The organism is Enterococcus sp. DIV0901a, assembly GCF_051711525.1.
In the GTDB taxonomy this organism is placed as follows: Bacteria; Bacillota; Bacilli; order Lactobacillales; family Enterococcaceae; genus Enterococcus_B; species Enterococcus_B faecium.
Genome location: NZ_JBIOMW010000001.1, coordinates 2175783 through 2198002, shown reverse-complemented (window position 1 = coordinate 2198002; position 22220 = coordinate 2175783). Strand labels below are relative to the sequence as shown.

The following is a 22220-nucleotide window of genomic DNA, read 5'->3' as shown; positions in this document are numbered from 1 at the left end:
AATGGCAAAATATCAAGACATTGCAGAAGAGATAAAACAAAAGATCCTTCGTGAGGAATACGAAGTAAATACAACCATTCCCTCAGAATTCAAGCTGCAAGAAATATATGACGTCAGCAGACATACGATTCGGCAAGCAATCGCTGTGTTGGTAAATGAGGGCTATCTGCGTAAAGAAAAAGGATCGGGCACATATGTAGATGACAGCTATAAGATAGAAAAAACACCATTGAACAGAACAAAAACGATCGGTGTCATCACCACATATCTCTCTGATTATATTTTTCCGTCGATTATCCGAGGAATCGAAAATGAATTACGAGAGTCTGGGTATTCATTGCTTTTAGCCAGTACGAATAACGATCACGAATTGGAAAAAGAGTGTTTGAAGAAAATGATTGCTTATGGGGTAGATGGTTTGATCGTTGAGCCTACGAAAAGTAATCAGTATAACCCAAACTTAGCACTTTATGTTGCTTTGAGAGAACAAGGCATTCCGATGGTGATGATCAATGCTGCTTATGAAGAGTTAAATGCCTCTTATATTTGTTTAGATGATGTGAAAGTCGGTTTTATGGCAGCAGAATATTTGATAAAAAAAGGACATCAGCGTCTGTTGTTCATCACAAAAATCGACGATCTTCAAGGAAAATACAGGATGAAAGGTTTTATCAGCGCGTGTGAACAGTATAATGTGCGTTTTTTGACGGAAGATATCATTACTTTCACCACGGAAACACGAGAAACAATCGCTGAAAAAACAGTACAACGGTTGAAAGAAGAACAAGCTTTAGATGGCATCATTTGCTATAACGACCAAATAGCTAGTTTATTGCTAGATAAGCTGACAGAAAATGGCTATCAAATTCCAGATGATCTATCCATCGTAGGAACAGACGATTCTTCTTTAAGCCATTTAGGAAATAAAAAATTGACAACATTGACACATCCAAAAGAAAAGTTGGGACAAGATGCCGCACGGTGGATCGTCACAACGATTGAAAAAGGACAGGCACAGCCGAATATTCTTTATGAACCTGTACTAGTTGAACGGGAAACAGTGAAAGAAAACGAAAAATAAGAGACGGGTTTTTACCGCCTCTTATTGCTCCTACGGTTACTCGTCGCAATGTTTGTGAGAGCTTTTGATCGCTCAAGGCTGAACGTTTCTTTCACCACCTCTCCACTAAACGGTGTTCTCCTACCAACTGGTCACAAGTCACAATATTCATCAAACATGAGAAGCTGTTTTTTGAAATTGTTCCTTGTGACTCGAAACTAAGCGGTTCCTTCTTATTTCTTGAAGCTGACCACTTCTGTCACAACCTCTTTAAGAATGATGGATAGAAATACGTTTAGGATAAGTTTTTTTAGATGCACTTTGTTCGATTTCCTCTAAAGATTTCCCACGAGTTTCTGGTACGATCTCTTGAATAAATAAAACCCCTAAAAAGCAGATGATCCCAAAAATGCCGAAAACGATTTCTTGAGACATAGAAGCAGTCATCACAGGAAAAAGCAAGCCAACTAGGAAAGAACCAATCCAATTAAAAGAAGAGGCTAGGCCAGATGCTCGCCCGCGGACAGCTAGTGGGAATATTTCGCCTACGATTACCCATGTCAGTGGAGCCCATGTGCAAGAATAAAATGCGACATAAATACATAAAAACAAGAGAATCAACAACGAATTTGTATGAGCATCCAGTACAGTTCCTAAAACAGCTGGTAGGATGAAAGAAAGTCCCATCACGCTACCGCCTATTTTCAATAAAGTTCGCCGATTGAACTTGTCTGCAATAACCAAAAAGAGCAAAGAACCAGCAACTAAAATGATTCCTTGGATGATCGGCCACATCAATGCATCGCTCGCTGCATGCCCAGTCGCTTTTTCTACGATCAGCGGAATATAGTAAAAAATAGCATTAGCTCCTTGAAATTGCTGGAATACTGCTACACCAATACCGGCAATGACTAAGGAACGATATTTTTCTAAAAACAAAGTATGCCAAGAAGTTCCGGTTGTCTTTTCTTGTTTGACATTCAGCTGGATTTGTTCGAATTCCTGTTCAGCTTCTTTTGGTGTCCGAATATAGTTCAATACTCTTTTTGCCTCTTCCAAGCGGCCAGATTGCATAAGAAAACGCGGTGACTCTGGTAGAGCTAAAACACCGAAAAATAAAATCAGCGCGGGGACAGCAGCGAGCCCTAACATCACGCGCCAAGCCATCGTTTCAGGCAACCCTTTTAGCAAATAATCTGCAACATAGGAAAGGAGCATGCCAGAAGCAATCATCACTTGATTGATCCCTGACAATCTTCCCCTTAGTCTAGCAGGAGCCATTTCAGACATATAAGCAGGAACTAGGGCAGATGCAGCGCCAACAGCTAAACCTAGAAGAATCCTTGCTGCAATCAGAAAATAAGAACCATTGTGAGGGGCAGATGCAGAAAGGACAGAACCAGCCATAAAAATAAGTGCAGAAAGAAGAATCATTTTTCGTCGTCCAAGCTTATCAGAAAGAAGACCAGATAAAGAGCCGCCAAGGATCGCACCTAACATGACCGAAGACGTGATCCATCCTATCAAAGAAGCTTTACCTGCCAAACCCCAATCATGCTGTAAAAAAGGTAAGGCGCCGGTCATAACACCAATATCATATCCAAATAGAATGCCGCCAAATGCGCCAAAAAAATAAATAAACGATGAGGAAACTTTTTTTTCTTTTTTCATAAGTATTCTCTCCTTCTAGAATTTCGAGAAGGCGGTTGATCAGATTTTGTAAGCAATTTCATTTTATAACTTATGTACGTACAAAACAAGTGTTTTTTATTGTATTCTTGTAAATAACCGCTTGACATGTACGTACAAAAGTATACAATAATCATTGTAAGCGCTACTAAAAAGACGGTTTGATCAGGTTTGACGAGAAGGAGGGAGTTAAATCATTATGAAGGAAGTAAATGCGCAAAGTATGTTAGATGTCATAGATGGTCGTACATCTTTAGGGATTGAGTTTGGATCAACTAGGATCAAAGCTGTATTGATTGATTCATCTTTTACTCCTATTGCCGCTGGTAGTTATGAGTGGGAAAACAAACTAGAAAATGGTATCTGGACCTATTCATTAGAAGATATTTGGAAAGGACTGCGCGTCAGTTACCGAAAAATGGCAGCAGAAGTATTCGAAATCTATGGCGAGAATCTTACGACAATCGGGTCGATTGGGTTCAGTGCAATGATGCACGGTTATCTAGCATTTGATAGCAAGGAACAGTTACTAGTACCATTTCGTACTTGGCGAAATACAATCACTGAAGAAGCAGAACGAATATTAACGGAAAAATTTCAATACAATATTCCGCAGAGATGGAGTATCGCTCATTTGTATCAATCTATTTTGAATAAAGAAGAACATGTGAAAGAAATTAATTTTTTGACAACGCTTGCAGGTTATGTCCATTGGCAGCTTACTGGTGAGAAAGTACTAGGCGTAGGAGATGCATCAGGCATGTTTCCTATCGATCCTTCAACGAAAACCTACCATCAAGAAATGAAAAATATTTTTGGTCAGTTAATCGAAAAAGCGCACGTAGCGATTGACTTGGATCACATTTTGCCTAAAGTTCTAGTAGCAGGAGAAGAAGCTGGCAAGTTAAGCGAATCAGGGGCTTATCTGATCGACCCTACGGGAAATTTGAGACCAGGAATCCCGGTTTGTCCGCCAGAAGGGGATGCAGGAACCGGTATGGTCGCTACGAACAGTGTAGCCAAACGGACAGGGAACATTTCGGCTGGTACTTCCGCCTTCGCTATGATCGTATTAGAAAAAGAACTAGAAAATGTCCATCCGGAAATCGACATGGTCACTACACCTTCAGGAGAACTAGTAGGCATGGTTCATACGAATAACTGCTCTTCGGATATCAATGCTTGGGTCAGTATTTTTGAAGAATTTACCAATTCTTTGGGTATGGAGATAAGCAGAGATAAATTATTCACGGTATTATTCAACAAAGCGCTAGAAGGCGATACGGATTGCGGGGGATTACTTTCTTATGGTTATTTTTCCGGTGAAAACATTACAGGAGTAAATGAAGGAAGGCCATTATTTGTACGTACACCAGGTAGCCGTTTTGATTTAGCGAATTTCATGCGGATCCATTTAGCCAGTGCTTTTGGTGCAATGAGAATCGGAATGGATATATTGAAATCTGAGAATGTCCAAATTGATCGTTTAGTGGGGCATGGGGGGATTTTTAAAACACCAGAAGTTGGACAGCGGATTCTAGCATCTGCTATGGAGGCACCAGTTACAGTGATGGACACAGCCGGAGAAGGTGGAGCGTGGGGAATCGCGTTATTAGCAGCCTATATGATGGATCGACATGGGAAGTCTTTAGAAAACTTCTTGGCAGAAGACGTGTTTGGACAAGACCAAGGAATCACCATCACACCTTCAGCAGAAGAAATAGCAGGCTATCAGATATTTATGAGACGTTACCGTGAGGGGATCGACATTGAAAAAACAGCGATTCATCAATTGCAAGAAAAAGGAGTGATAGAAAATGCTGGAACAACTGAAAGAAGAAGTATACCAAGCAAATCTTGACTTGCCTAAACACGGACTCGTCAAATATACATGGGGAAATGTGAGCGCTTTTGATCCTGAAACACGATATTTCGTTATCAAACCTAGCGGAGTCAGTTATGAAGAGATGACAGCAGACGACATGGTCGTTGTGGACTTGGACAATCATATCATTGAAGGTAAACTCAATCCCTCTTCGGATACGCCTACTCATGCTGTTTTATATCGTTCATTTCCTCAAATCGGAGGAATCGTCCATACTCACTCGACATGGGCGACGATCTGGGCACAAGCAGGATTGGATGTTCCTGCGATGGGGACGACGCATGCAGATACTTTTTATGGATCGGTACCTTGTGCTCGATTTTTGACACAACAGGAAATCGACAGCGGGTACGAATATGAAACAGGAAAAGTTATCATAGAAACATTCAAAGAACGCAAAATTGATCCCTTAGCAATTCCAGGGGTACTTTTACACGGACACGGTCCATTTACTTGGGGGAAAGATGCGCAAAGTGCGGTAATGAACGCAGTCGTACTAGATGAAGTATGCAAGATGAATTTATTTACCAGACAGCTCAATTCATTTTCAGAAGAGCTGCCTCAACGGATTTTAGATAAACATTATTTACGAAAACACGGAAAAAATGCGTATTACGGACAAAACAAATAAAAGGAGTGGCTAATTATGTTGAATATTGGAGAAAAAGAATTTTGGTTTGTTGTAGGATCACAGCATTTATATGGGGAAGAAGCACTGCGAGAAGTAAAGAAACATGCACAAGAAATGGTCGATGAACTGAATGAAAATGGCCAATTGCCTTATCCAATCCGCCTTCAAGAATTAGCAGTTACTGCTGATACGATCACAAAAATCATGAAAGAGGTCAATTATCGAGAAGAAGTAGCAGGTGTGATCACTTGGATGCATACTTTCTCACCAGCAAAAATGTGGATCCGCGGGACAAAGCTTCTACAAAAACCATTGCTTCATTTAGCTACGCAATATAACGAAAGCATTCCTTGGAAAACGATCGATATGGATTTCATGAATTTAAATCAATCCGCTCATGGTGACCGCGAATATGGGTTCATCAATGCTCGATTAAATAAACAAAATAAAATCGTCGTTGGCTACTGGAAACGACCTGAGATCCAAAAAGAGATTGCTGATTGGATGGATGTTGCAGTAGCCTATAATGAAAGTTTTGGAATAAAAGTGGCTCGTTTTGGTGACAACATGAGAAACGTGGGTGTCACAGAAGGAGACAAAGTGGAAGCACAGATTCAATTTGGTTGGACTGTTGATTATTTTGGTATCGGAGATCTTGTACAAGTAATCGATCGCGTATCAGACGAAGAAGTCGATCAATTATTTGAAGAATACAAGGAATTGTATACCTTCGACTATGGTGATTATGAAGAAAAGACATGGGAGGAACATGTAAAAGTACAAGCTCAGCAGGAAATCGGTATTCGCCGTTTCTTAGAAGAAGGAGGCTATAACGCTTTTACGACTAATTTTGAAGACCTGTATGGAATGAAACAACTACCTGGACTAGCTGTACAACGTTTGATGGCAGAAGGATACGGTTTTGCCGGGGAAGGCGACTGGAAAACTGCAGCGATTGATCGGTTGCTGAAAATCATGGCTCGAGGGAAAGATACAGGATTCATGGAAGATTATACTTACGAGCTAGCTAGTGGCCAAGAAGCAATCTTGGAATCCCATATGATGGAAGTAGATCCGACGCTTGCTGCGACGAAACCAAGAATCGTTGTTTCTCCTTTATCAATGGGAGATAGAGAAGATCCGGCGCGTCTTGTATTTGATGGGAAAGCAGGAGAAGGGGTAGTCGTATCGATGGCAGATTTCGGTACGCATTATAAACTGCTGATCAATGAAGTAGAAGCCTTTGAACCAACGACTGAAGCACCTAATTTACCTGTTGCACGTGTGTTATGGAAAACTAAACCGAATTTCCATGAAGGTGTCCATTCATGGATTCAGGCAGGTGGCGGTCATCATACCGTTGTCTCGCTAAATCTAAAAACAGATCAAATTGAAACGTGGGCAAAATTAGTTGAGTTGGAAACAGTGGTTATTAGATAAAAAGAGGTTGTGAAAAAGCCGCTTAGTTTTAAGAAATAAGAAGAGATTGACGAAATTTGCTTTTCAACTTTTTTGAAATTTAGTCTTATTATCAATGTCAGCTAACGGAACACCATTTATCAAGATATCTCACCCTCAATATTTTGCTCTCGAAAATAAGGCTTATGGCAGTAACTTGTCATAGCCTTATTTTTATCACTAAGCCTACTCTGCTCTAACTGCTCTTTTTGATTCTAGGAAGTCAAATGGTAAACAGTTGTCTAATTGCAGAAATTTCGAGATACTTGTTAGTAAGGAGGGGGTTTTATGTATCACGTTCATTTGATTGATGCTATTCCAGAACAAGAGATAGAAAAGTTACAAGGGGAATATTTCAAAATAATAGATGATTTGCCAGCCGAAGGAATAGTTATTCGTAGTACGAAAGTGAAAGATGAATGGCTTACACCAGATTTGCTAGCAATTTCAAGAGCTGGTGTTGGGGTGAACACGATCAACGTTGAAAAAGCTTCTGAAAACGGGACGATCGTCATGAATACACCAGGTGTAAATGCTAATGCAGTAAAAGAGCTTGTTTTGTGCTGTTTGCTCTTATCTTCCCGTCCGATAATCGAAGCAAGTCGTATGGTACAAACACTAACAGGTCCTAATATTTTAGAACAGGCAGAAAACAAAAGAAGTGCTTATGTGGGACGAGAATTGCAAGGCAAAACCATCGGTCTTCTTGGTCTTGGAGCGATAGGCACAAAAGTAGCGCTAAGTTGCTATAGCTTAGGGATGGATGTCTTGGGTTATTCTATCCGCGATGCCCAGTTGGATTATGTTCGGCAAGCAGATTTAGAAACAGTTCTTTCTACCTCGGATTACATCGTAGTCATGCTGCCGTTGACAGAAGATACAAAAGGATTGATCGATCAGGCGAATATAGAAAAAATGAAAAAAGATGCTGTACTTATCAATGTAGGAAGAAGTGAAATTGTTGATAAATATGCTGTTATGCAAGCATTGGAAAAACAACATCTGGCTAAATACTTGACTGATTTTCCAGAAGAAGAGTTCTTAGAAAATGACCGTATACTTATGTTGCCTCATCTAGGGGGATCGACTCAGGAAGCTTTGGCAGACAGCGGACGTTTGGCAGTTGAAGCCTTAAAAGATTATCTTTTGTTCGGTACGGTTAGAGAAGCGGTCAATTATCCATCCGCACGAATGTTTTTCCAAGCGCCGTTTCGATTCACTATATTTTATCAAAAGAAAACCAATATATTAGCAGAGATATTTTCTCTGCTGAATGAGAACGAGCTAGCGATCGCAGATATATCGCGTAACCATAAGAATGAGCATGTCTACATATTGATTGACATAGACAGTACTGATTTTGAACAGCTCAATCAAGTGAAACAACAGCTAGAAAAAATTTCTGGAGTACGAAAGGTCCGCTTATTAAAGAAACCAGAAAGGCCATAAAGAAAGAGAATATTTGGATTTCATTAATTCTTCTTTCCGTTCTTTACTTTCGAATTTCGTACAACTAAAATAAGAGAAGCAACATTCTTTTATTGATAGAAATGAAGGAGCAAGCATTTGAAAAGATATATAAGCAGACTTTCGACCAAACAGAAAAAGATTTTAAAAGGAACAGCAGCAATCATCAGTATCTTTTTTCTTGTTGTTTTTAGTAATTTATTTTTGCAGTGGTGTCAAAATGATCTATCCGTAGACCTTGCGTTGAAATTTGCTTTTTCTTGGCATACGGAAAAATTCTTCTTAGCCTGTCTCGTCTTGCTGATTATTCTTATTTTTCTGATTGCACTAGCAGGATCTGTCCCTTTAGGTTCCCTTACGTATGTCGTAGCCATCGGTGTATTAGGTTTTGCAAATTATATGAAAATGAGTTATCGGCAAGAACCGATTTATCCAGACGATTTGAAGATGATCACTGAAATCGGATTGCTGAAAGATATGACCGGCACTATGCTGTTTACAGTGATCTTAGCTGCCGCAGGAACCGTGATAGGATTGTTTTGCTGGTACATGTTTCGAAGCCTGAAAAAAGGAAGGCGATTCCAATTGATCCGATTAACGACACTGCTTGTGGCAATTGGACTGCTAGGGTATATCAGTAATTTCAACAATCCCGATAATTTGTTGCGAAAAGCATATAATAAAACGGCACTATGGATACCTTACAGCCAGAAAATGAACTACTATAACACTGGTTTTATCGGTGGGTTTTTGTACAATCTGAAGGTAGAACCAATGGATGAACCTGAAGGATATTCGAAAGAAAAGATCAAAGAAATCACTGAAAAATACCAGAAGCTAGCCGATGAAAAAAATAAAACTGTAGAGGAAGAGTCGCCGAACATCGTGTTCGTGATGAGTGAAAGTTTCTCAGATCCTAGTCGATTAAACGGCGTAGAAGTATCTGGTGAGCCATTGGCAGATTATTATGAAGTAGCTGATCAAACATATAGTGGCAATATGCTTTCTCAAAACTATGGCGGTGGAACAGCAAATATCGAATTTGAAGCATTGACTGGTTTTTCTATGGCGTTATTTAATGCGCAACTCACCACCCCTTACACGATGCTTGTACCAAAAATGGATCAGCTTCCTTCTATCGTTTCAGCGTTAAACGCACAATCATACCAGACGACAGCGATCCATCCATACAATACTTCGATGTATAAAAGAGAGGATGTTTATCAGACATTAGGATTTGACCAGTTCATCAGCGAGCGTACGATGACCTATACGGATACGATAGAGAATAATCCATATATTTCTGATGAGTCAGCTTACAAAGAAATAATGACACTTCTCAAGGAAGAAAAAACACCTCAGTTCATTCATTTAGTCACGATGCAGACACATATGCCCTACGATGGAAAGTATGATAATCTAGACTATCCTGCAAAAACTTCAGATGGAAGTGGGACACTTGACTTAGAGAATTATCTGCAAGATATTTCCTATAGCAGCACGGCACTGAAGCAGTTCACGGAAGAATTGAAGAATCTTTCTAGAAGGACTTTAGTTGTTTTTTGGGGGGATCATCTTCCAGGGATCTATTCAGATACGATCCAAGCAAAAAATGACAAACAAACATTGCATGAAACACAATTTCTTATGTTCGACAGTAAAGGAGAATTAGAAAAGCAAACGACTCACGATGCAATCACCAGTCCGTTTTATTTTGCAGCGAATCTAATGGAACAGACGAATCAGACAACAAATGGCTTTTATCAGCTGCTTTTATCATTAGAACAGGAACTTCCGGCGTTTGAACGAGAACTGTACTATCAAAACGGACAGTGGTATAAAGAAGCGCAATTCAATCGCTCGCAACAAGAGATTTACGACGAATATCAATTGATCCAATATGACATTGTCGCAGGGAAACAATATAGTTTAGCAGATGGTTTCTTTGAGCACGAATAAGAATGGCGAGCTGTATAGAAACCATTAAATTTTTTCAAGTACTTGTCATTTGAGGATAAAAACAAGTAGAATAAATAATAACAACAATGGAGAAAGTAGGAAAACGAACATGTTACCGAATATTGGCTATTATGTGCAGTCCATCGATCAAATCGTCAAGGAAACAGAAGCAATCGGAGAAGGAATGCATCCGAAATATGAAGTGATCAGAAACGCAATTGATGAAGGAAAAACAAGTGAACTGGACAAATCGACTCTTGAAGAGATCATCCTGTTATTTGAAGAAGGAACAAAAAAATATCGGGCAATGCTTAAGAAAGTCAGTACTTTGCGTCCACCAGCAAAAGCAATGGGCATTCATAAAAATTTTGAAAAAGCTTATCTTTCATATGTAGCAGGCTGTGAAGAAATGATCCAAAGTATCGATCTTGAATCAGGGGTAGATGAAGATCTATTCAATACATCTGAAGCAAAACAAGACCAAGCGACAGACCAATTGACAGCTGCCATCCAAAAAATGACTAATTTGTTGTTGAAAAAATAAAAGAAATCTTTGATAACAATAAAAACTAGAGTTATCTAATATAAATGTAATATTACCTTTATGATAGAGTGATCAAAATCCTTTATGATAATGACATACCTATAACCAACAACAACCTTGTACTTACTCAAAATCGAGTAAATACTCCTTTTCCGTCGAGTCTAACCATCTCGGCGGTTTTTTATTTGTAGAAAAGAACATCAGGATAGACGGAAAAGTCTTGTCCTGATGTTCTTTTCAGATAGTATGGAAAGCTGATTAGTTTTCTACATTCTGTACATATTGTTCAAAGTAGTTCTGTAAATCGGCTTTGAGTTTCTGATATTCCTCTTCGCTATACTCTTTATCTTCGATTTTCCCATCAAAGAAAGGAATATTTAGTTCTTCCCGTAGTCTGTCTAATACGTCTTGCTGATTCATTTCATTCTCCTTTTCTTACTAACGATCAAAATAAACACAGACACATTCTGGTGCATAGACATCTTTTTTCAGTAATTCCAGTAATCCTGTTTCAGGATGACGGCGATATAATGTCAGATTATCGGTGTTCTGATTGGCACACACGACAAAATTATTGCTTGGATCTAGTGCGAAATCGCGGGGAAAATCCCCTTCTGTTGAGATGATTTGCTTGTTTTGAATGTGGGAACCATCTTCAAAAACTGCGAATACAGCAATCGAGTTATGTCCTCGGTTAGAAGCATAAAGGAACTTGCCATCATTTGAAATGCGGATAGCTGCCCCTCCATTTTCACCGTCGAATTCTTCTGGCAAGGTCGATATTTTCTGTAATTCTTCAAAAGCACCTGTTTCTTTATTATAAGAAAGCACGCGGACTGTGCTGTCTAATTCACCAAATAAATAAGCGAATTGTCCATTTGGATGAAAGACAAGATGGCGAGGGCCTGTTCCTGGCTCTGCAGTGAAGGTAGTTACAAGATTCAATTTGCCGTTTTCGGACACATCATAAGTATACACACGATCTGTACCAAGATCACATACGACTAATCGTTGGTCAGGAGTCAGATCCGTATAGTGGACATGCGCATGATCTTGGTTTTTATGAGGACCTGTCGCTTCTTGATGGAATATTGAATCTGCTGCTTTCAGTTCGCCATCTCCTAATATATGGTAGACATTTACTTCACCTTTATGATAGTTCGCCCCGTATAGTAATTGACGTGCTTCATCAACCGCTACATAACACAAAGGAGCGCCAGACTCTGTTACCGCATTCAAAAAATGAAAATCCTTATCGTACGCACCGGCACCACCTAATCCATCCACACTAGTAACTGTGTAAAGATTGCCAGCTTTACTTTTTGCTACATAGGTAGGGCTATTTTCTTCAACAGCTAATGAAAGGTTGGCTAATTCTTCTTTTTCTGTATCAAGGTCGATCGTATAGATTCCTTTACTTTCGCGACGCGTATAGGTTCCTAAAATTATCTTTTCGATCATATGAGCTGATTCCTCCTAATTGTAATGAAATAGTTTTCGTTTTTATTCTATCACATAATTATTCCACACGGCTAAAGAATGAGAATGTGTTATACTGTTTTTGAAAGCAATTAAAGGAGAGAGTGCAATGATTCAGGCAAAGATTACAGAAATTGGGACAGAAGCAATAAACAAGGAAGAACCCATGCTGATTTTGTTCGATAAAACAGCAACAGCTGCCTTACGAAAATATTCGGTGATTCAAGAAGTATCAAAAGACGAACCTTTTTCTTTGAAAGCAGGCGGAACAATTGCTTTTGATGATCAGGTATATACGATCGATTATGTCGGTCCTATGGCCAATGGGAATTTAGAGACAGTAGCTCACGTATCATTGATTTTTGATGCTTGTCCAGAAGAAGGACAAATTGCAAATGGAATCTATCTTCATCCGCATAGACTGCCTGCTATTGGTTTGGGAAGCCAAATTTTTTATAACTAACAGGAGGAATTATGGAAGGAAAAAATAAGAAGAACAGACCGGTATCGTGGTTTTGGCGCTGGTTTTTAAATAATCAAGTAGTCACAGCCTTACTTGTTGTATTGTTAATATTGCTGATCGTCTTTTTATTTACAAAAGTTTCATATTTGTTTGCACCAATCTGGCAATTTTTAGCAATCGTAGGTCTGCCTATCATTTTAGCAGGAATCTTGTATTACTTGATGAATCCGGTAGTTGATTACTTTGAAAAGCGAAAAGTACCAAGGCTTTACAGTATCATTGGGCTGTTTGTTTTGGTTGTTGCACTAATCGCATGGGGGAGCGTAGTGATCATCCCTAAGATTCAGGAACAAACAGTGAGCTTCATCAGTAACTTCCCTCAATATGTAGATACGATTGATAATAAATTAACCGAGATTTTGCGGGACCCGCTGTTCAACCAATTTCGCGAACAGTTGGAAACAGCAGGTGATAAGTTCATGAATTCGGCAGGCGATATGATCCAAGATATATCTAAGAGTACAGTTCAGAGTCTTGGAAGTTTTGTCGGCGCGGTAGCGACTATTTTAGTGGCTCTGCTGACGATGCCGTTTATCTTATTTTATCTATTGAAAGACGGTAAACAATTAGCACCTTATTTTGTCAAATTTTTACCGACACGCATGCAAAAACCGACGTTGAATGTGCTGAGTGAAATGAATAGTCAAGTTTCTTCTTATATAAGAGGACAACTAACTGTGGCTTTTGCTGTGGCAATCATGTTTATGATTGGTTTTGCGGTCATTGGTTTAGAGTATGCTGTCACGTTGGGGATTATTGCGGGTTTTTTGAACCTGATCCCTTACTTAGGATCATTTTTAGCGATGATTCCGGCTATCTTTTTAGCCATTGTAGCAGGTCCATTCATGATCATCAAAGTACTGATCGTTTTTGCAGTAGAGCAGACAATAGAAGGACGCTTGATCTCTCCATTAGTACTAGGGAATCAGTTAGCAATCCATCCAGTAACGATTTTATTAGTTCTGCTGACTTCTGGGAAATTGTTCGGAATCATCGGTGTGATCTTGGGGATTCCTGTTTATGCAGCAGCTAAAGTAGTGATTACTCATGTTTTTGAATGGTACACAACAATCTCCTCTCTTTATGAAGAAAATCCGTTGAAAAAGCAGAAAGAATAACAAAAAGAGACAGATGGGAAAATATCCAAGGCACAAATGCTGCTTTGAAGATTTTTTCCTCTGTCTCTTTTGTATGCATTTATCTCAATTTTTAAAATGATTTACCTAAAGCAGCAGCTTTATCTAATGCATTTTGCATCAACTCATCTGCACGGTCAGGGTCATAATCGATTCCTTCGATGAATAGCTGATCTACTTGATCGATGCCTACAAAGTTTAAAATACCTTTTACATATTGAGAGGCAAAGTCTTGTCCGTTGTATACACCGCCATTAGATTGGATGTGCAGTGCTTTTTTACCTGTCACTAATCCTTCTGGCCCGTTTTCTGTATAGCGGAACGTTTTTCCAGCTACATTGACGGTATCGAACCAAGCTTTTAATTTTGTTGGGATATTTAGATTCCATAAGGCGTTTGCGATAACGATTTTATCAGCAGCAAGGAACTGATCAGTCAATTCATTGAAACGAGCAATTTTTTGTTGTTGACTTTCTGATAAGGAAGTGAATTCTGCACCAGCACGTAATGCTTCCCAACCTGATAATAATTCTTCATCGATTTCCGGAATATCATCGCGATAAAGTTCCAAAACAGTCACTTCATCATCTGGATGATTTTCTTTATAACTTGTTAAAAAAGACGTCAATGCCTTAACTGTGCGCGATTCTTCTGCAGTTAGGGGATGACCTTTGACTACTAAAACAGATGCCATATGCTTACCTTCTCCTTTTATTGCTATGATTGTTATAACTATGACTAACAAAATCAGTTTACTCGAAAAAGAAAAGGCTATCAAGTCATATTGATAAGGTTGAAGAATAAATAACTAAAAAAAGACAGGGTATAAAAGAGGCTGTGACACGATTTTTTGTCACAGCCTCTTTTGAATCTAACAAGCAATATTCAAGCAACACTCGACTGAAGAGCTTCCATCCCACCAATGATATAAACAGCACGAAAACCATTAGCAGTAAGTTGATCGGCTAATGCTTCTGATCGCCTGCCTGTATAGCTTAGAATATAATAAAGTTTCTTTGGATCTAGATTTTTTAATTGTCTTGGCAAGATAGCAGCGGGGATAGAAAGCGAGTGGCTTAAGTGGTTTTTTGTGTAATCTAAGGTATTTCTTGTATCTAAAACGATGCTGTCAGCATCGAGAGGCAATTTATTGAAGTCTTGGACACTAATTGATTGGGCCATTTATCTCATCCTTTGTTTAGTATGTGGCTATTTTAATGGGCAACTCTCATTAATTCAAATGGAAGGATTCCTCTTATCACTTTTTTAATGTATCGGATGATAATGAAAAAAAACTATGCAAATGTCTTGCAAAACAGGTAGGAGGTGTTATAATGACATAGCGTCATATGACAATGTGTCATCTTGAAAGAAAGGAGGATCCATATGCCGACACAGACATTTTTCCATTTGCCTAAAGAAAAACAAAAAAGACTAATCGAGGCTGCGAGAATCGAGTTTTCTAGAGTACCCTTAAAAGAAGCTTCGATTGCTAATATCGTCAAATTAGCGGATATCCCTAGAGGCAGTTTCTATCAGTATTTTGAAGATAAAGAGGATCTTTATTTTTATTACTTTGAGACAATGAGACGTGACAGCTCTAAAGATATGTTACAACTAATGAAAGAATCCGATGGTGATCTATTCAAAGGATTCGAATCCTATTTTTCTAAAATGATTTATGAGATTTTGGAAGGCGAGAATGCTTCTTTTTATCGTAACTTGTTTATGAATATGGATTACCGTGCCTCAAGAAAAGTCGCTCCTCATACGAGTCGCCAAAAAACGCCTCACGATCCACATAAAGAACACAAACAAGATGCAAAAGAGTTGCTTGAATTGATCGATCGGACGAAGCTGAAAGTAAAAAATGATCATGAATTGGAATTACTGATCCAATTAGTGATGAATACTGTATTTACAACAATTGCGCATTCGTATCGCTTATTTTCAACATCTGAAGATTACTCAGTAGAGCAAGCAATCAGTGAATTCAATTTGAAACTTTCTTGGCTGAAAAACGGAGTATATAAATAGAAAGAAGGGAACTAGATGCTAAAAATCGTAAAACGGATCTCCTTGACTTCAGCAATTGCAGCTGCAGTTTTCATGGTGATCCAAGTACTGGCAGATTTATATTTGCCGACACTTACCTCCAATATTATTGATAAAGGGGTAGCGCAAGGAGATGTCGATTATATTTGGCATACAGGTTTTGTGATGATCGGCTTTTCTTTGATCAGTATCTTAGCTGCTATCGCAAATACATTTTTTGCTACTCGTGAATCACAGAAACTGGGTAAGCAATTGCGTACGGATGTCTATAAAAAATCAGAGAGTCTGACAAAAGATGCGTTTGATAAATATGGAACGGCCTCTTTGATCACAAGAACGACCAATGATGTGACTCAAATCCAAATGGTTACACAAATGTTTTTACGTATGATGATCAATGCACCAATCACGTTGATTGGCGCGAGCATACTTGCTTATCAAAAAGATCATCAGTTGACAAAAATCTTCTTAGTTGTCATCCCAGTAATGATTATTTTGATCGGCGGAATCATGTACTTTGCTGTTCCATTATTCAAAAGTATGCAAAAGAAAACTGACCGTTTAAACCTGGTATTTCGAGAAGGATTGACAGGGGTCAGAGTGATTCGAGCATTCGATAAGACACGCTTTGAAGAAAATCGTTTTGATTTAGCGAATAAAGATTATACAAATACGGCAATCAAAGTTAATACGATCGTCGCATTGATGATGCCAATGATGACATTGATCATGAGCGGTACAAACGTAGCAATCACTTGGTTTGGTGGACACTACATAGCAGATATGACTTTGGAAGTCGGTAATCTGATTGCATTTATGACTTATGCGATGCAGATCTTGATCAGCTTTATGATGCTTTCCGCTATTTTTATCATGGTGCCTCGTGCACAAGCTTCAGCTGACCGTATTAATGAAGTGTTGGATGAAAAAATCGGTATCCATGACCCTGAAAATCCTAAAACAGTTTCTTTTGCTGGAAAAAACGCAACATTGGCCTTCAATCATGTCAATTATCGATATCATGGAGCAGAAAAACTTGCATTGGAAGATATTGATTTCCAAGCCAAGTCGGGCGAGATCGTCGCAATCATAGGGGGGACTGGTTCAGGTAAAACGACCTTAGTCAATTTGATCCCTCGATTATATGACATCGAATCTGGTTCGATCCAAATAAATGGAACGGACATTAGTGACATGACTCAATATAATTTGCGAGAATTAATGGGCTTTGTTCCTCAAAAAGCAGTTCTGTTCTCTGGAACGATCCGAGACAATATGCAGTATGGTAAGCCGGATGCAACAGATGAAATGATTTGGAAAGCATTAGAAATCGCACAAGCTAAAGATTTTGTTTCAGAGATGGAAGATGGCTTAGATAGCCATGTGGAACAAGGAGGAGGAAACTTCTCTGGTGGACAAAGACAGCGTCTGGCAATTGCACGGGCATTAGTCAAAACAGCAGATATCTATGTGTTTGATGATTCCTTCTCAGCGTTGGATTTCAAAACGGATGCCAATCTTCGCCAAGCATTGAAAACGAATATGAAAGAAAGTATCACCGTTTTAGTTGCTCAACGAGTAAGTACAGTAATGGATGCAGATATGATCCTTGTGCTAGATGAAGGAAAACTGGTTGGCAAAGGAACACATGAAGAACTATTAGCAACAAACGAAACTTATCAAGAAATCGTTCATTCACAACTAAGAGAGGAGGACTTAGCATGAGTAAAACAAACACACGTCCCTCTCATGGACCAGCAGGCGGTCCAGGACATGGTGGACCTGGCAGAAATCTCGGTGTAAAAGGTGAAAAGCCTAAAAATTTCTGGGGAACGGTACGCCGATTGTTTGGCTATATGTCTAAACGTATGGTTGCGATCATCGCTGTATTTGTACTAGCAATAGCAGCCGTGATCTTCCAAATCCAAACACCAAAGGTCTTGGGGAAAGCAACCACAGAAATATTCAAAGGTGTAATGGCTGGCGCTCAACAGATGCAACAAGGCCAACAAGTAACAAAATTTCCGATAGACTTTGATAAAATCGCGCAGATCATTGCGACAGTAATCGTGATGTATTTGATTTCTGCTGTATTCAACTTTTTACAGCAATTTATTATGACACGTGTTTCCCAACGAACAGTTTATGAATTACGTCATGATTTGGAAGCCAAAATGAATCGTGTACCGATTTCCTATTATGATACACATACAAATGGGGATATCATGTCTCGAGCAATCAATGATATGGATAACATCGCAAGCACGCTGCAGCAAAATTTGACTCAATTTGTAACTAGTGCAGTCACATTGATTGGGGTCATCGTGATGATGCTTTCAATCAGCTGGCAATTGACGTTAGTCGCGTTATTGATGATCCCTTTAAGCTTGATCATCGTGATGATCGTAGCGCCGAAATCACAAGTGTTTTTCGCAGATCAGCAAAAAAGTTTAGGTTTATTGAATAACCAAGTAGAAGAAACATATGGTGGTCATACCATTGTTAAAACATTCAATCATACTGAAAAAGACCAGGAAGTATTTGAAAAAGAAAATCAGAATCTGTATGCCGCTGGTTGGAAAGCTCAATTTATTTCGGCAATCATCATGCCGTTGATGAATTTCGTTAAAAATCTAGGCTATGTGTTCGTCGCTGTACTAGGCGGAGTAAAAGTTGCAAATGGGAACATGACATTAGGGGATGTTCAAGCGTTCTTGCAATATACAACACAGTTCTCTCAACCAATCACTCAACTTGCAAGTTTGATGAACACTATCCAATCAACAGTTGCTTCAGCCGAACGGGTATTTGAAGTGTTGGATGAAGAAGAGATGTCCAATGAAAAATCTGGCCTTCCAGAAGAAAAAGATACACCATACAAAGTTCGTTTTGAAAATGTTCAATTCGGCTACACACCAGATAACTTGCTAATGACTGATTTTAACTTGGATGTCAAACCTGGTGAGATGGTCGCTATTGTAGGTCCGACTGGTGCAGGGAAGACGACACTGATCAACCTTCTTGAACGGTTCTACGATGTTTCTGGAGGTAGTATTCGTTACGATGGTGTAGATACCCGTGATCTTTCACGTGATGAATTGCGCGCACAGTTTTCAATGGTACTGCAAGATACTTGGCTGTTTACAGGAAGTATCTATGACAATATCAAATATGGGAACGACGATGCAACAGACGAACAAATCATTGAGGCTGCTAAAGCTGCTCACGTAGACGATTTTGTTCGTAAATTGCCAGAAGGATATAACACTGTATTAAACGAGGATGCAAGCAATATTTCGCAAGGGCAGCGTCAGCTAATCACAATTGCGCGGGCATTCTTAGCAAATCCGGATGTCCTGATCCTTGATGAAGCAACATCTAGTGTAGATACACGAACAGAAATACTGATTCAAAAAGCGATGAACCGCCTATTGGAAAACCGGACAAGTTTCGTTGTTGCTCACCGCTTGTCTACAATACGCGATGCAGACAACATTATTGTGATGAATCATGGTTCGATCGTAGAAACAGGAAACCACGATACATTGATGGAAAAAGACGGATTCTATGCAGATCTTTATAACAGTCAGTTTTCTGAAGAAGAAGCTTCATAGAATAGTACAAATTTATTATTTTTTTTAGGGGCTGTGACAAAAGTCGTGTCACAGTCCCTTTTTCCGAATAAACGGTGTTCAATCAGCTGTCCTTCGGTATTAGCTCAAAAAACGGCAAAATATTAGAAGTTATTTTTCCGTTTTGTTTCTCTAATACTCAGGTCAAGCCGCTGATTTTACAACCTCTTCCTTAAACGGTGTTCAATCAGCTGTCCCTCGGTATTAGCTCAAAAAACGACAAAATATGAGAAGCTATTTTTCCGTTTTGTTTCTCTAGTACTCAGGTCAAACCGCTGATTTCACAACCTCTTCCTTAAACGGTGTTCAAAAGCTTGCATCTGCGGTAATAAGCCCAACCAAACGAAAAATAGGAGGAGCTATTTTTGTTTGGCTGTTCTTATTACTTGATGCAGAACAGCTTTTTCACAACCTCTTTTTATAAGAGTTTTTACTCATTAATTTACAAAAAACAAGCAAAATGCGAATTTTCTCACATTTTTTTTAACAAAATCAAAGTTATTGCTTGAAAGAAGAAGAATCCATCGTTAAAATAAAGCTTGACGTAGAGGGGAGCAAGAAATATGAAAGATTTTCAATTGGGGGCTGCCACCTATTTAAAAAGTGTAGCCATTCGGGTGAAAGACCGAGATAAAATGATTGATTTTTACAAGAACGTTGTTGGCTTTGATTTGAAAAGAGAAGAAAACGAATTAGCCATTTTAGGAACAGAAGAAGCTGGAAGTGAAATGTTGCTGCTGGAAGAAAGTCCTAGAGCGAATGATCACATGGGGGAGATCAAAAAGCTGAACCGTTTTTCATTGATTATCCCTAGCACAGAAGAAATGGCAGATATCCTTTGTCGTATCCGTAAAATGAATTATCCAATCAAAGAAGCTTTAGAAGATCATGGACGTATGGGGATTTTGCTCGTAGACCCAGAAGAGAATGAATTGGAAATTTACCATGAAGAGAATAAGAACGACCAAAGAGAAATTCCGGAAACAATGGATCAAGAAGCATTATTAAGAAAATCTGAAGAAAAATTCAGTAAACTATCAACAGGTTCTTATTTTGAAAAAATCCATTTAAATGTTACTAACTTAACAAAAGAACGCCAATTTCTTAATCATGTACTTGGTTTGAAGGTACATAATGAAGAAGAGGGCATCCATGTATTGAATGAAGGAGATTTCCATGTTGGTTTGACAGAAGCTAGCGGAGGCGCAATTGATTTGCCTACAGATGAAGTGATTGGACTTGATTTTCTGAAATTCATGATCGATACTGAAAGCATGGAAGGACTGATTGCTCACTTGCAGCAACTATCAGTTGATTTCTTCTTAGACAAAAAGCACACAGTACTCACAATCTATGATGCTATAGGAATCGAATGGTGGTTCGTCAGTGAGCCAAAAGAAAAGAATAAAACTGACATTCGATGCGACGCTTAACTTTTTCTTTCTTAACGATTGTCGCATGTCTCGTCATTTTATGAACGGTCATACTATCGCTTATTCTAGAGATAGAAAGAGAAAATAGTATACCGGAGGAAACTGCGCGGTTTTTCGCGCAGTTTTTTTGTGTAAAAAAGGTTGATTCCTCATAGATTAAGCTTTAAGCTTGGACTGTAAGAATCTGATAGAAAAGCAGGAGAAAAAGATGTATCCACACACGAAACAGCTTATTTTGAAAAAAATGGAAGAAGGATTTTATCCGGGTGTAGCAGTCGCCTTCATAAAAGAAAATCAAGTAGAAACATTTACAGCCGGCTTTGCCCAAGTCGTTCCTGAAAAGCAGCTGATGACAGAAGATCTGTTGTTTGATGCAGCCTCACTGACGAAAGTCGTTGCAACCACTTCATTAGTTTTACGTCTATTAGAAGATGGAAAGATAGAACTCGATCAACCGCTTCATAAATATCTTCCTGAATTTGAAAATCAGACAATCACTTTGCGTCATTTACTGACACATACTTCTGATATCAAAACATGGATACCAAACAGAGATAAGCTATCTCAGGAAGAATTGATCGCCGCTTATTTGAAGCTAGAACCAGGTGAGCAACTAGGAAAAGAAGTAAAATATACAGATGTCGGAACGATTCTTCTTGGATTGATGCTGGAAAAAATTTACCAAGAAACTGCAGTAGAGATTTTCCAAGAACAAGTATTGGAACCATTAGGAATGATGAACAGCTTATTTCTTCCTTTTCCTTCCAAAAAAATCGTTCCCACAGAACAACTGCCTTCGGGTGAGGTTTTGCGTGGACAAACGCATGATCCGAAAGCAAGAGTTTTAGCTGAACATGCAGGGAATGCTGGGCTCTTTATCGATTTGAACGACAGCATTACTTTTGTCCAAATGTATTTGAACAAGGGAAAAATCCGTAATGGTCGGTTTTTAGAAGAAGAAACGATTGATTCTTTGCTACAAGACCACACTCCAGAAAAAAATGGCTATCGTTCTCTAGGGTGGGATTTAAAAAAAGATGTAGAAGACGGTCATGCGATTCTTTTTCATACTGGTTATACAGGTACGTTTTTCTTGATTGATATAAAAACACAAGAAGCGTTGATATTTTTGTCAAATCGCGTACATCCTGTCGATCATCGTGCGGAGTATCTCATATGTCGAGATGAAATTGTTGAAAACTTTTTGAAAGAGAAAGCGGTATTACCGAAATAATGCTATAATAGCTATGAAAAATGAGAGGAGTTTGA

At 38.9% G+C, this 22220-nt stretch carries 20 protein-coding genes; 14 read left to right on the top strand and 6 right to left on the bottom strand.

Features of this window, described 5'->3' with window-relative positions:
* Position 1: 1 nt before the first annotated feature.
* On the top strand, positions 2-1081 hold the full coding sequence (locus tag IGL70_RS10605) for a GntR family transcriptional regulator (RefSeq protein WP_002297695.1): 1080 nt from the start codon (positions 2-4) through the stop codon (positions 1079-1081).
* 249 nt (positions 1082-1330) lie between these two features.
* Here IGL70_RS10605 and IGL70_RS10600 read toward each other — a convergent pair whose 3' ends face one another.
* Entirely contained in the window at positions 1331-2731 is a 1401-nt protein-coding gene (locus tag IGL70_RS10600; protein ID WP_002287287.1) for a sugar porter family MFS transporter, read from the bottom strand.
* Positions 2732-2948: 217 nt separating this feature from the next.
* On the opposite strand from IGL70_RS10600, the gene IGL70_RS10595 reads away from it, so the two are divergent.
* The 4 genes from IGL70_RS10595 (at position 2949) to IGL70_RS10580 (ending at position 8172) form a co-directional block, all read left to right on the top strand.
* The gene (locus IGL70_RS10595; protein WP_002294116.1) at positions 2949-4610 is read left to right on the top strand and encodes a xylulokinase; all 1662 of its coding nucleotides are present in this window, start codon (positions 2949-2951) and stop codon (positions 4608-4610) included.
* Complete coding sequence (locus IGL70_RS10590) at positions 4567-5265, top strand: L-ribulose-5-phosphate 4-epimerase (protein WP_002287284.1); 699 nt, start codon at positions 4567-4569, stop codon at positions 5263-5265. The genes IGL70_RS10595 and IGL70_RS10590 overlap by 44 nt, the downstream gene beginning before the upstream one ends.
* Positions 5266-5280: 15 nt before the next feature.
* The gene (gene araA, locus IGL70_RS10585; protein ID WP_081156709.1) at positions 5281-6705 is read left to right on the top strand and encodes an L-arabinose isomerase; all 1425 of its coding nucleotides are present in this window, start codon (positions 5281-5283) and stop codon (positions 6703-6705) included.
* A gap of 306 nt (positions 6706-7011) precedes the next feature.
* Positions 7012-8172 carry an NAD(P)-dependent oxidoreductase gene (locus tag IGL70_RS10580; RefSeq protein WP_002287280.1) on the top strand — a complete coding sequence of 387 codons (1161 nt, stop codon included), beginning with the start codon at positions 7012-7014 and terminating at the stop codon, positions 8170-8172.
* Here IGL70_RS10580 and IGL70_RS10575 read toward each other — a convergent pair.
* Positions 8149-8289, bottom strand: coding sequence for a hypothetical protein (locus IGL70_RS10575; protein WP_002321042.1), 141 nt, complete (start codon positions 8287-8289; stop codon positions 8149-8151). The genes IGL70_RS10580 and IGL70_RS10575 overlap by 24 nt on opposite strands.
* Here IGL70_RS10575 and IGL70_RS10570 point away from each other — a divergent pair, their 5' ends adjacent.
* The gene (locus IGL70_RS10570; protein ID WP_104873709.1) at positions 8290-10149 is read left to right on the top strand and encodes an LTA synthase family protein; all 1860 of its coding nucleotides are present in this window, start codon (positions 8290-8292) and stop codon (positions 10147-10149) included.
* A gap of 109 nt (positions 10150-10258) precedes the next feature.
* Entirely contained in the window at positions 10259-10693 is a 435-nt protein-coding gene (locus tag IGL70_RS10565) for a hypothetical protein (RefSeq protein WP_002294114.1), read from the top strand.
* 258 nt (positions 10694-10951) lie between these two features.
* On the opposite strand, the gene IGL70_RS10560 is transcribed toward IGL70_RS10565, so the two are convergent.
* Positions 10952-11113, bottom strand: coding sequence for a hypothetical protein (locus IGL70_RS10560; RefSeq protein ID WP_002287277.1), 162 nt, complete (start codon positions 11111-11113; stop codon positions 10952-10954).
* Between the two features lie 18 nt (positions 11114-11131).
* Positions 11132-12154, bottom strand: a complete 1023-nt coding sequence (locus IGL70_RS10555) for a lactonase family protein (RefSeq protein WP_002307191.1) — start codon at positions 12152-12154, stop codon at positions 11132-11134.
* 127 nt (positions 12155-12281) lie between these two features.
* Between IGL70_RS10555 and IGL70_RS10550 the strand changes: the two genes are divergently transcribed.
* Both IGL70_RS10550 and IGL70_RS10545 read left to right on the top strand, forming a co-directional pair.
* Positions 12282-12635: a PTS glucitol/sorbitol transporter subunit IIA gene (locus tag IGL70_RS10550; protein WP_002294113.1), complete on the top strand. Its 354-nt coding sequence runs from the start codon at positions 12282-12284 to the stop codon at positions 12633-12635.
* An 11-nt stretch (positions 12636-12646) separates the two neighbouring features.
* The gene (locus tag IGL70_RS10545) at positions 12647-13813 is read left to right on the top strand and encodes an AI-2E family transporter (RefSeq protein ID WP_002287273.1); all 1167 of its coding nucleotides are present in this window, start codon (positions 12647-12649) and stop codon (positions 13811-13813) included.
* A gap of 91 nt (positions 13814-13904) precedes the next feature.
* Here the strand turns inward: IGL70_RS10545 and IGL70_RS10540 are convergent, their stop codons facing one another.
* Together IGL70_RS10540 and IGL70_RS10535 are read right to left on the bottom strand one after the other, a co-directional pair.
* Positions 13905-14525: an NAD(P)H-dependent oxidoreductase gene (locus IGL70_RS10540; RefSeq protein WP_002287272.1), complete on the bottom strand. Its 621-nt coding sequence runs from the start codon at positions 14523-14525 to the stop codon at positions 13905-13907.
* A 191-nt stretch (positions 14526-14716) separates the two neighbouring features.
* Positions 14717-15013, bottom strand: a complete 297-nt coding sequence (locus IGL70_RS10535; protein ID WP_002287271.1) for a rhodanese-like domain-containing protein — start codon at positions 15011-15013, stop codon at positions 14717-14719.
* Positions 15014-15217: 204 nt separating this feature from the next.
* Here IGL70_RS10535 and IGL70_RS10530 point away from each other — a divergent pair, with 204 nt between their 5' ends.
* The 5 genes from IGL70_RS10530 (at position 15218) to IGL70_RS10510 (ending at position 22185) form a co-directional block, all read left to right on the top strand.
* Positions 15218-15868: a TetR/AcrR family transcriptional regulator gene (locus IGL70_RS10530; protein ID WP_002287269.1), complete on the top strand. Its 651-nt coding sequence runs from the start codon at positions 15218-15220 to the stop codon at positions 15866-15868.
* Between the two features lie 15 nt (positions 15869-15883).
* The gene (locus IGL70_RS10525; RefSeq protein WP_002287267.1) at positions 15884-17611 is read left to right on the top strand and encodes an ABC transporter ATP-binding protein; all 1728 of its coding nucleotides are present in this window, start codon (positions 15884-15886) and stop codon (positions 17609-17611) included.
* Positions 17608-19500 (top strand): ABC transporter ATP-binding protein, encoded by a 1893-nt coding sequence (locus IGL70_RS10520; protein WP_002287265.1) that lies wholly within the window; start codon positions 17608-17610, stop codon positions 19498-19500. The genes IGL70_RS10525 and IGL70_RS10520 overlap by 4 nt, the downstream gene beginning before the upstream one ends.
* A 581-nt stretch (positions 19501-20081) precedes the next feature.
* The gene (locus IGL70_RS10515) at positions 20082-20951 is read left to right on the top strand and encodes a VOC family protein (RefSeq protein WP_002325397.1); all 870 of its coding nucleotides are present in this window, start codon (positions 20082-20084) and stop codon (positions 20949-20951) included.
* A gap of 208 nt (positions 20952-21159) precedes the next feature.
* A complete protein-coding gene (locus IGL70_RS10510) occupies positions 21160-22185 on the top strand; it encodes a serine hydrolase domain-containing protein (protein ID WP_104873911.1) in 1026 nt (341 codons plus the stop codon).
* Positions 22186-22220 lie beyond the last annotated feature (35 nt).

Bases quoted from the DNA above. Each gene is read 5' to 3' on its own strand.
- IGL70_RS10580 (WP_002287280.1), top strand. From the start codon at position 7,012: ATGTATCACGTTCATTTGATTGATGCTATTCCAGAACAAGAGATAGAA.
- IGL70_RS10520 (WP_002287265.1), top strand. From the start codon at position 17,608: ATGAGTAAAACAAACACACGTCCCTCTCATGGACCAGCAGGCGGTCCA.
- IGL70_RS10555 (WP_002307191.1), bottom strand. From the start codon at position 12,154: ATGATCGAAAAGATAATTTTAGGAACCTATACGCGTCGCGAAAGTAAA.
- IGL70_RS10510 (WP_104873911.1), top strand. From the start codon at position 21,160: ATGTATCCACACACGAAACAGCTTATTTTGAAAAAAATGGAAGAAGGA.
- IGL70_RS10535 (WP_002287271.1), bottom strand. From the start codon at position 15,013: ATGGCCCAATCAATTAGTGTCCAAGACTTCAATAAATTGCCTCTCGAT.
- IGL70_RS10545 (WP_002287273.1), top strand. From the start codon at position 12,647: ATGGAAGGAAAAAATAAGAAGAACAGACCGGTATCGTGGTTTTGGCGC.
- IGL70_RS10600 (WP_002287287.1), bottom strand. From the start codon at position 2,731: ATGAAAAAAGAAAAAAAAGTTTCCTCATCGTTTATTTATTTTTTTGGC.
- IGL70_RS10605 (WP_002297695.1), top strand. From the start codon at position 2: ATGGCAAAATATCAAGACATTGCAGAAGAGATAAAACAAAAGATCCTT.
- IGL70_RS10515 (WP_002325397.1), top strand. From the start codon at position 20,082: ATGAAAGATTTTCAATTGGGGGCTGCCACCTATTTAAAAAGTGTAGCC.
- IGL70_RS10530 (WP_002287269.1), top strand. From the start codon at position 15,218: ATGCCGACACAGACATTTTTCCATTTGCCTAAAGAAAAACAAAAAAGA.
- IGL70_RS10560 (WP_002287277.1), bottom strand. From the start codon at position 11,113: ATGAATCAGCAAGACGTATTAGACAGACTACGGGAAGAACTAAATATT.
- IGL70_RS10595 (WP_002294116.1), top strand. From the start codon at position 2,949: ATGAAGGAAGTAAATGCGCAAAGTATGTTAGATGTCATAGATGGTCGT.
- araA (WP_081156709.1), top strand. From the start codon at position 5,281: ATGTTGAATATTGGAGAAAAAGAATTTTGGTTTGTTGTAGGATCACAG.
- IGL70_RS10590 (WP_002287284.1), top strand. From the start codon at position 4,567: ATGCTGGAACAACTGAAAGAAGAAGTATACCAAGCAAATCTTGACTTG.
- IGL70_RS10550 (WP_002294113.1), top strand. From the start codon at position 12,282: ATGATTCAGGCAAAGATTACAGAAATTGGGACAGAAGCAATAAACAAG.
- IGL70_RS10565 (WP_002294114.1), top strand. From the start codon at position 10,259: ATGTTACCGAATATTGGCTATTATGTGCAGTCCATCGATCAAATCGTC.
- IGL70_RS10540 (WP_002287272.1), bottom strand. From the start codon at position 14,525: ATGGCATCTGTTTTAGTAGTCAAAGGTCATCCCCTAACTGCAGAAGAA.
- IGL70_RS10575 (WP_002321042.1), bottom strand. From the start codon at position 8,289: ATGCTTGCTCCTTCATTTCTATCAATAAAAGAATGTTGCTTCTCTTAT.
- IGL70_RS10525 (WP_002287267.1), top strand. From the start codon at position 15,884: ATGCTAAAAATCGTAAAACGGATCTCCTTGACTTCAGCAATTGCAGCT.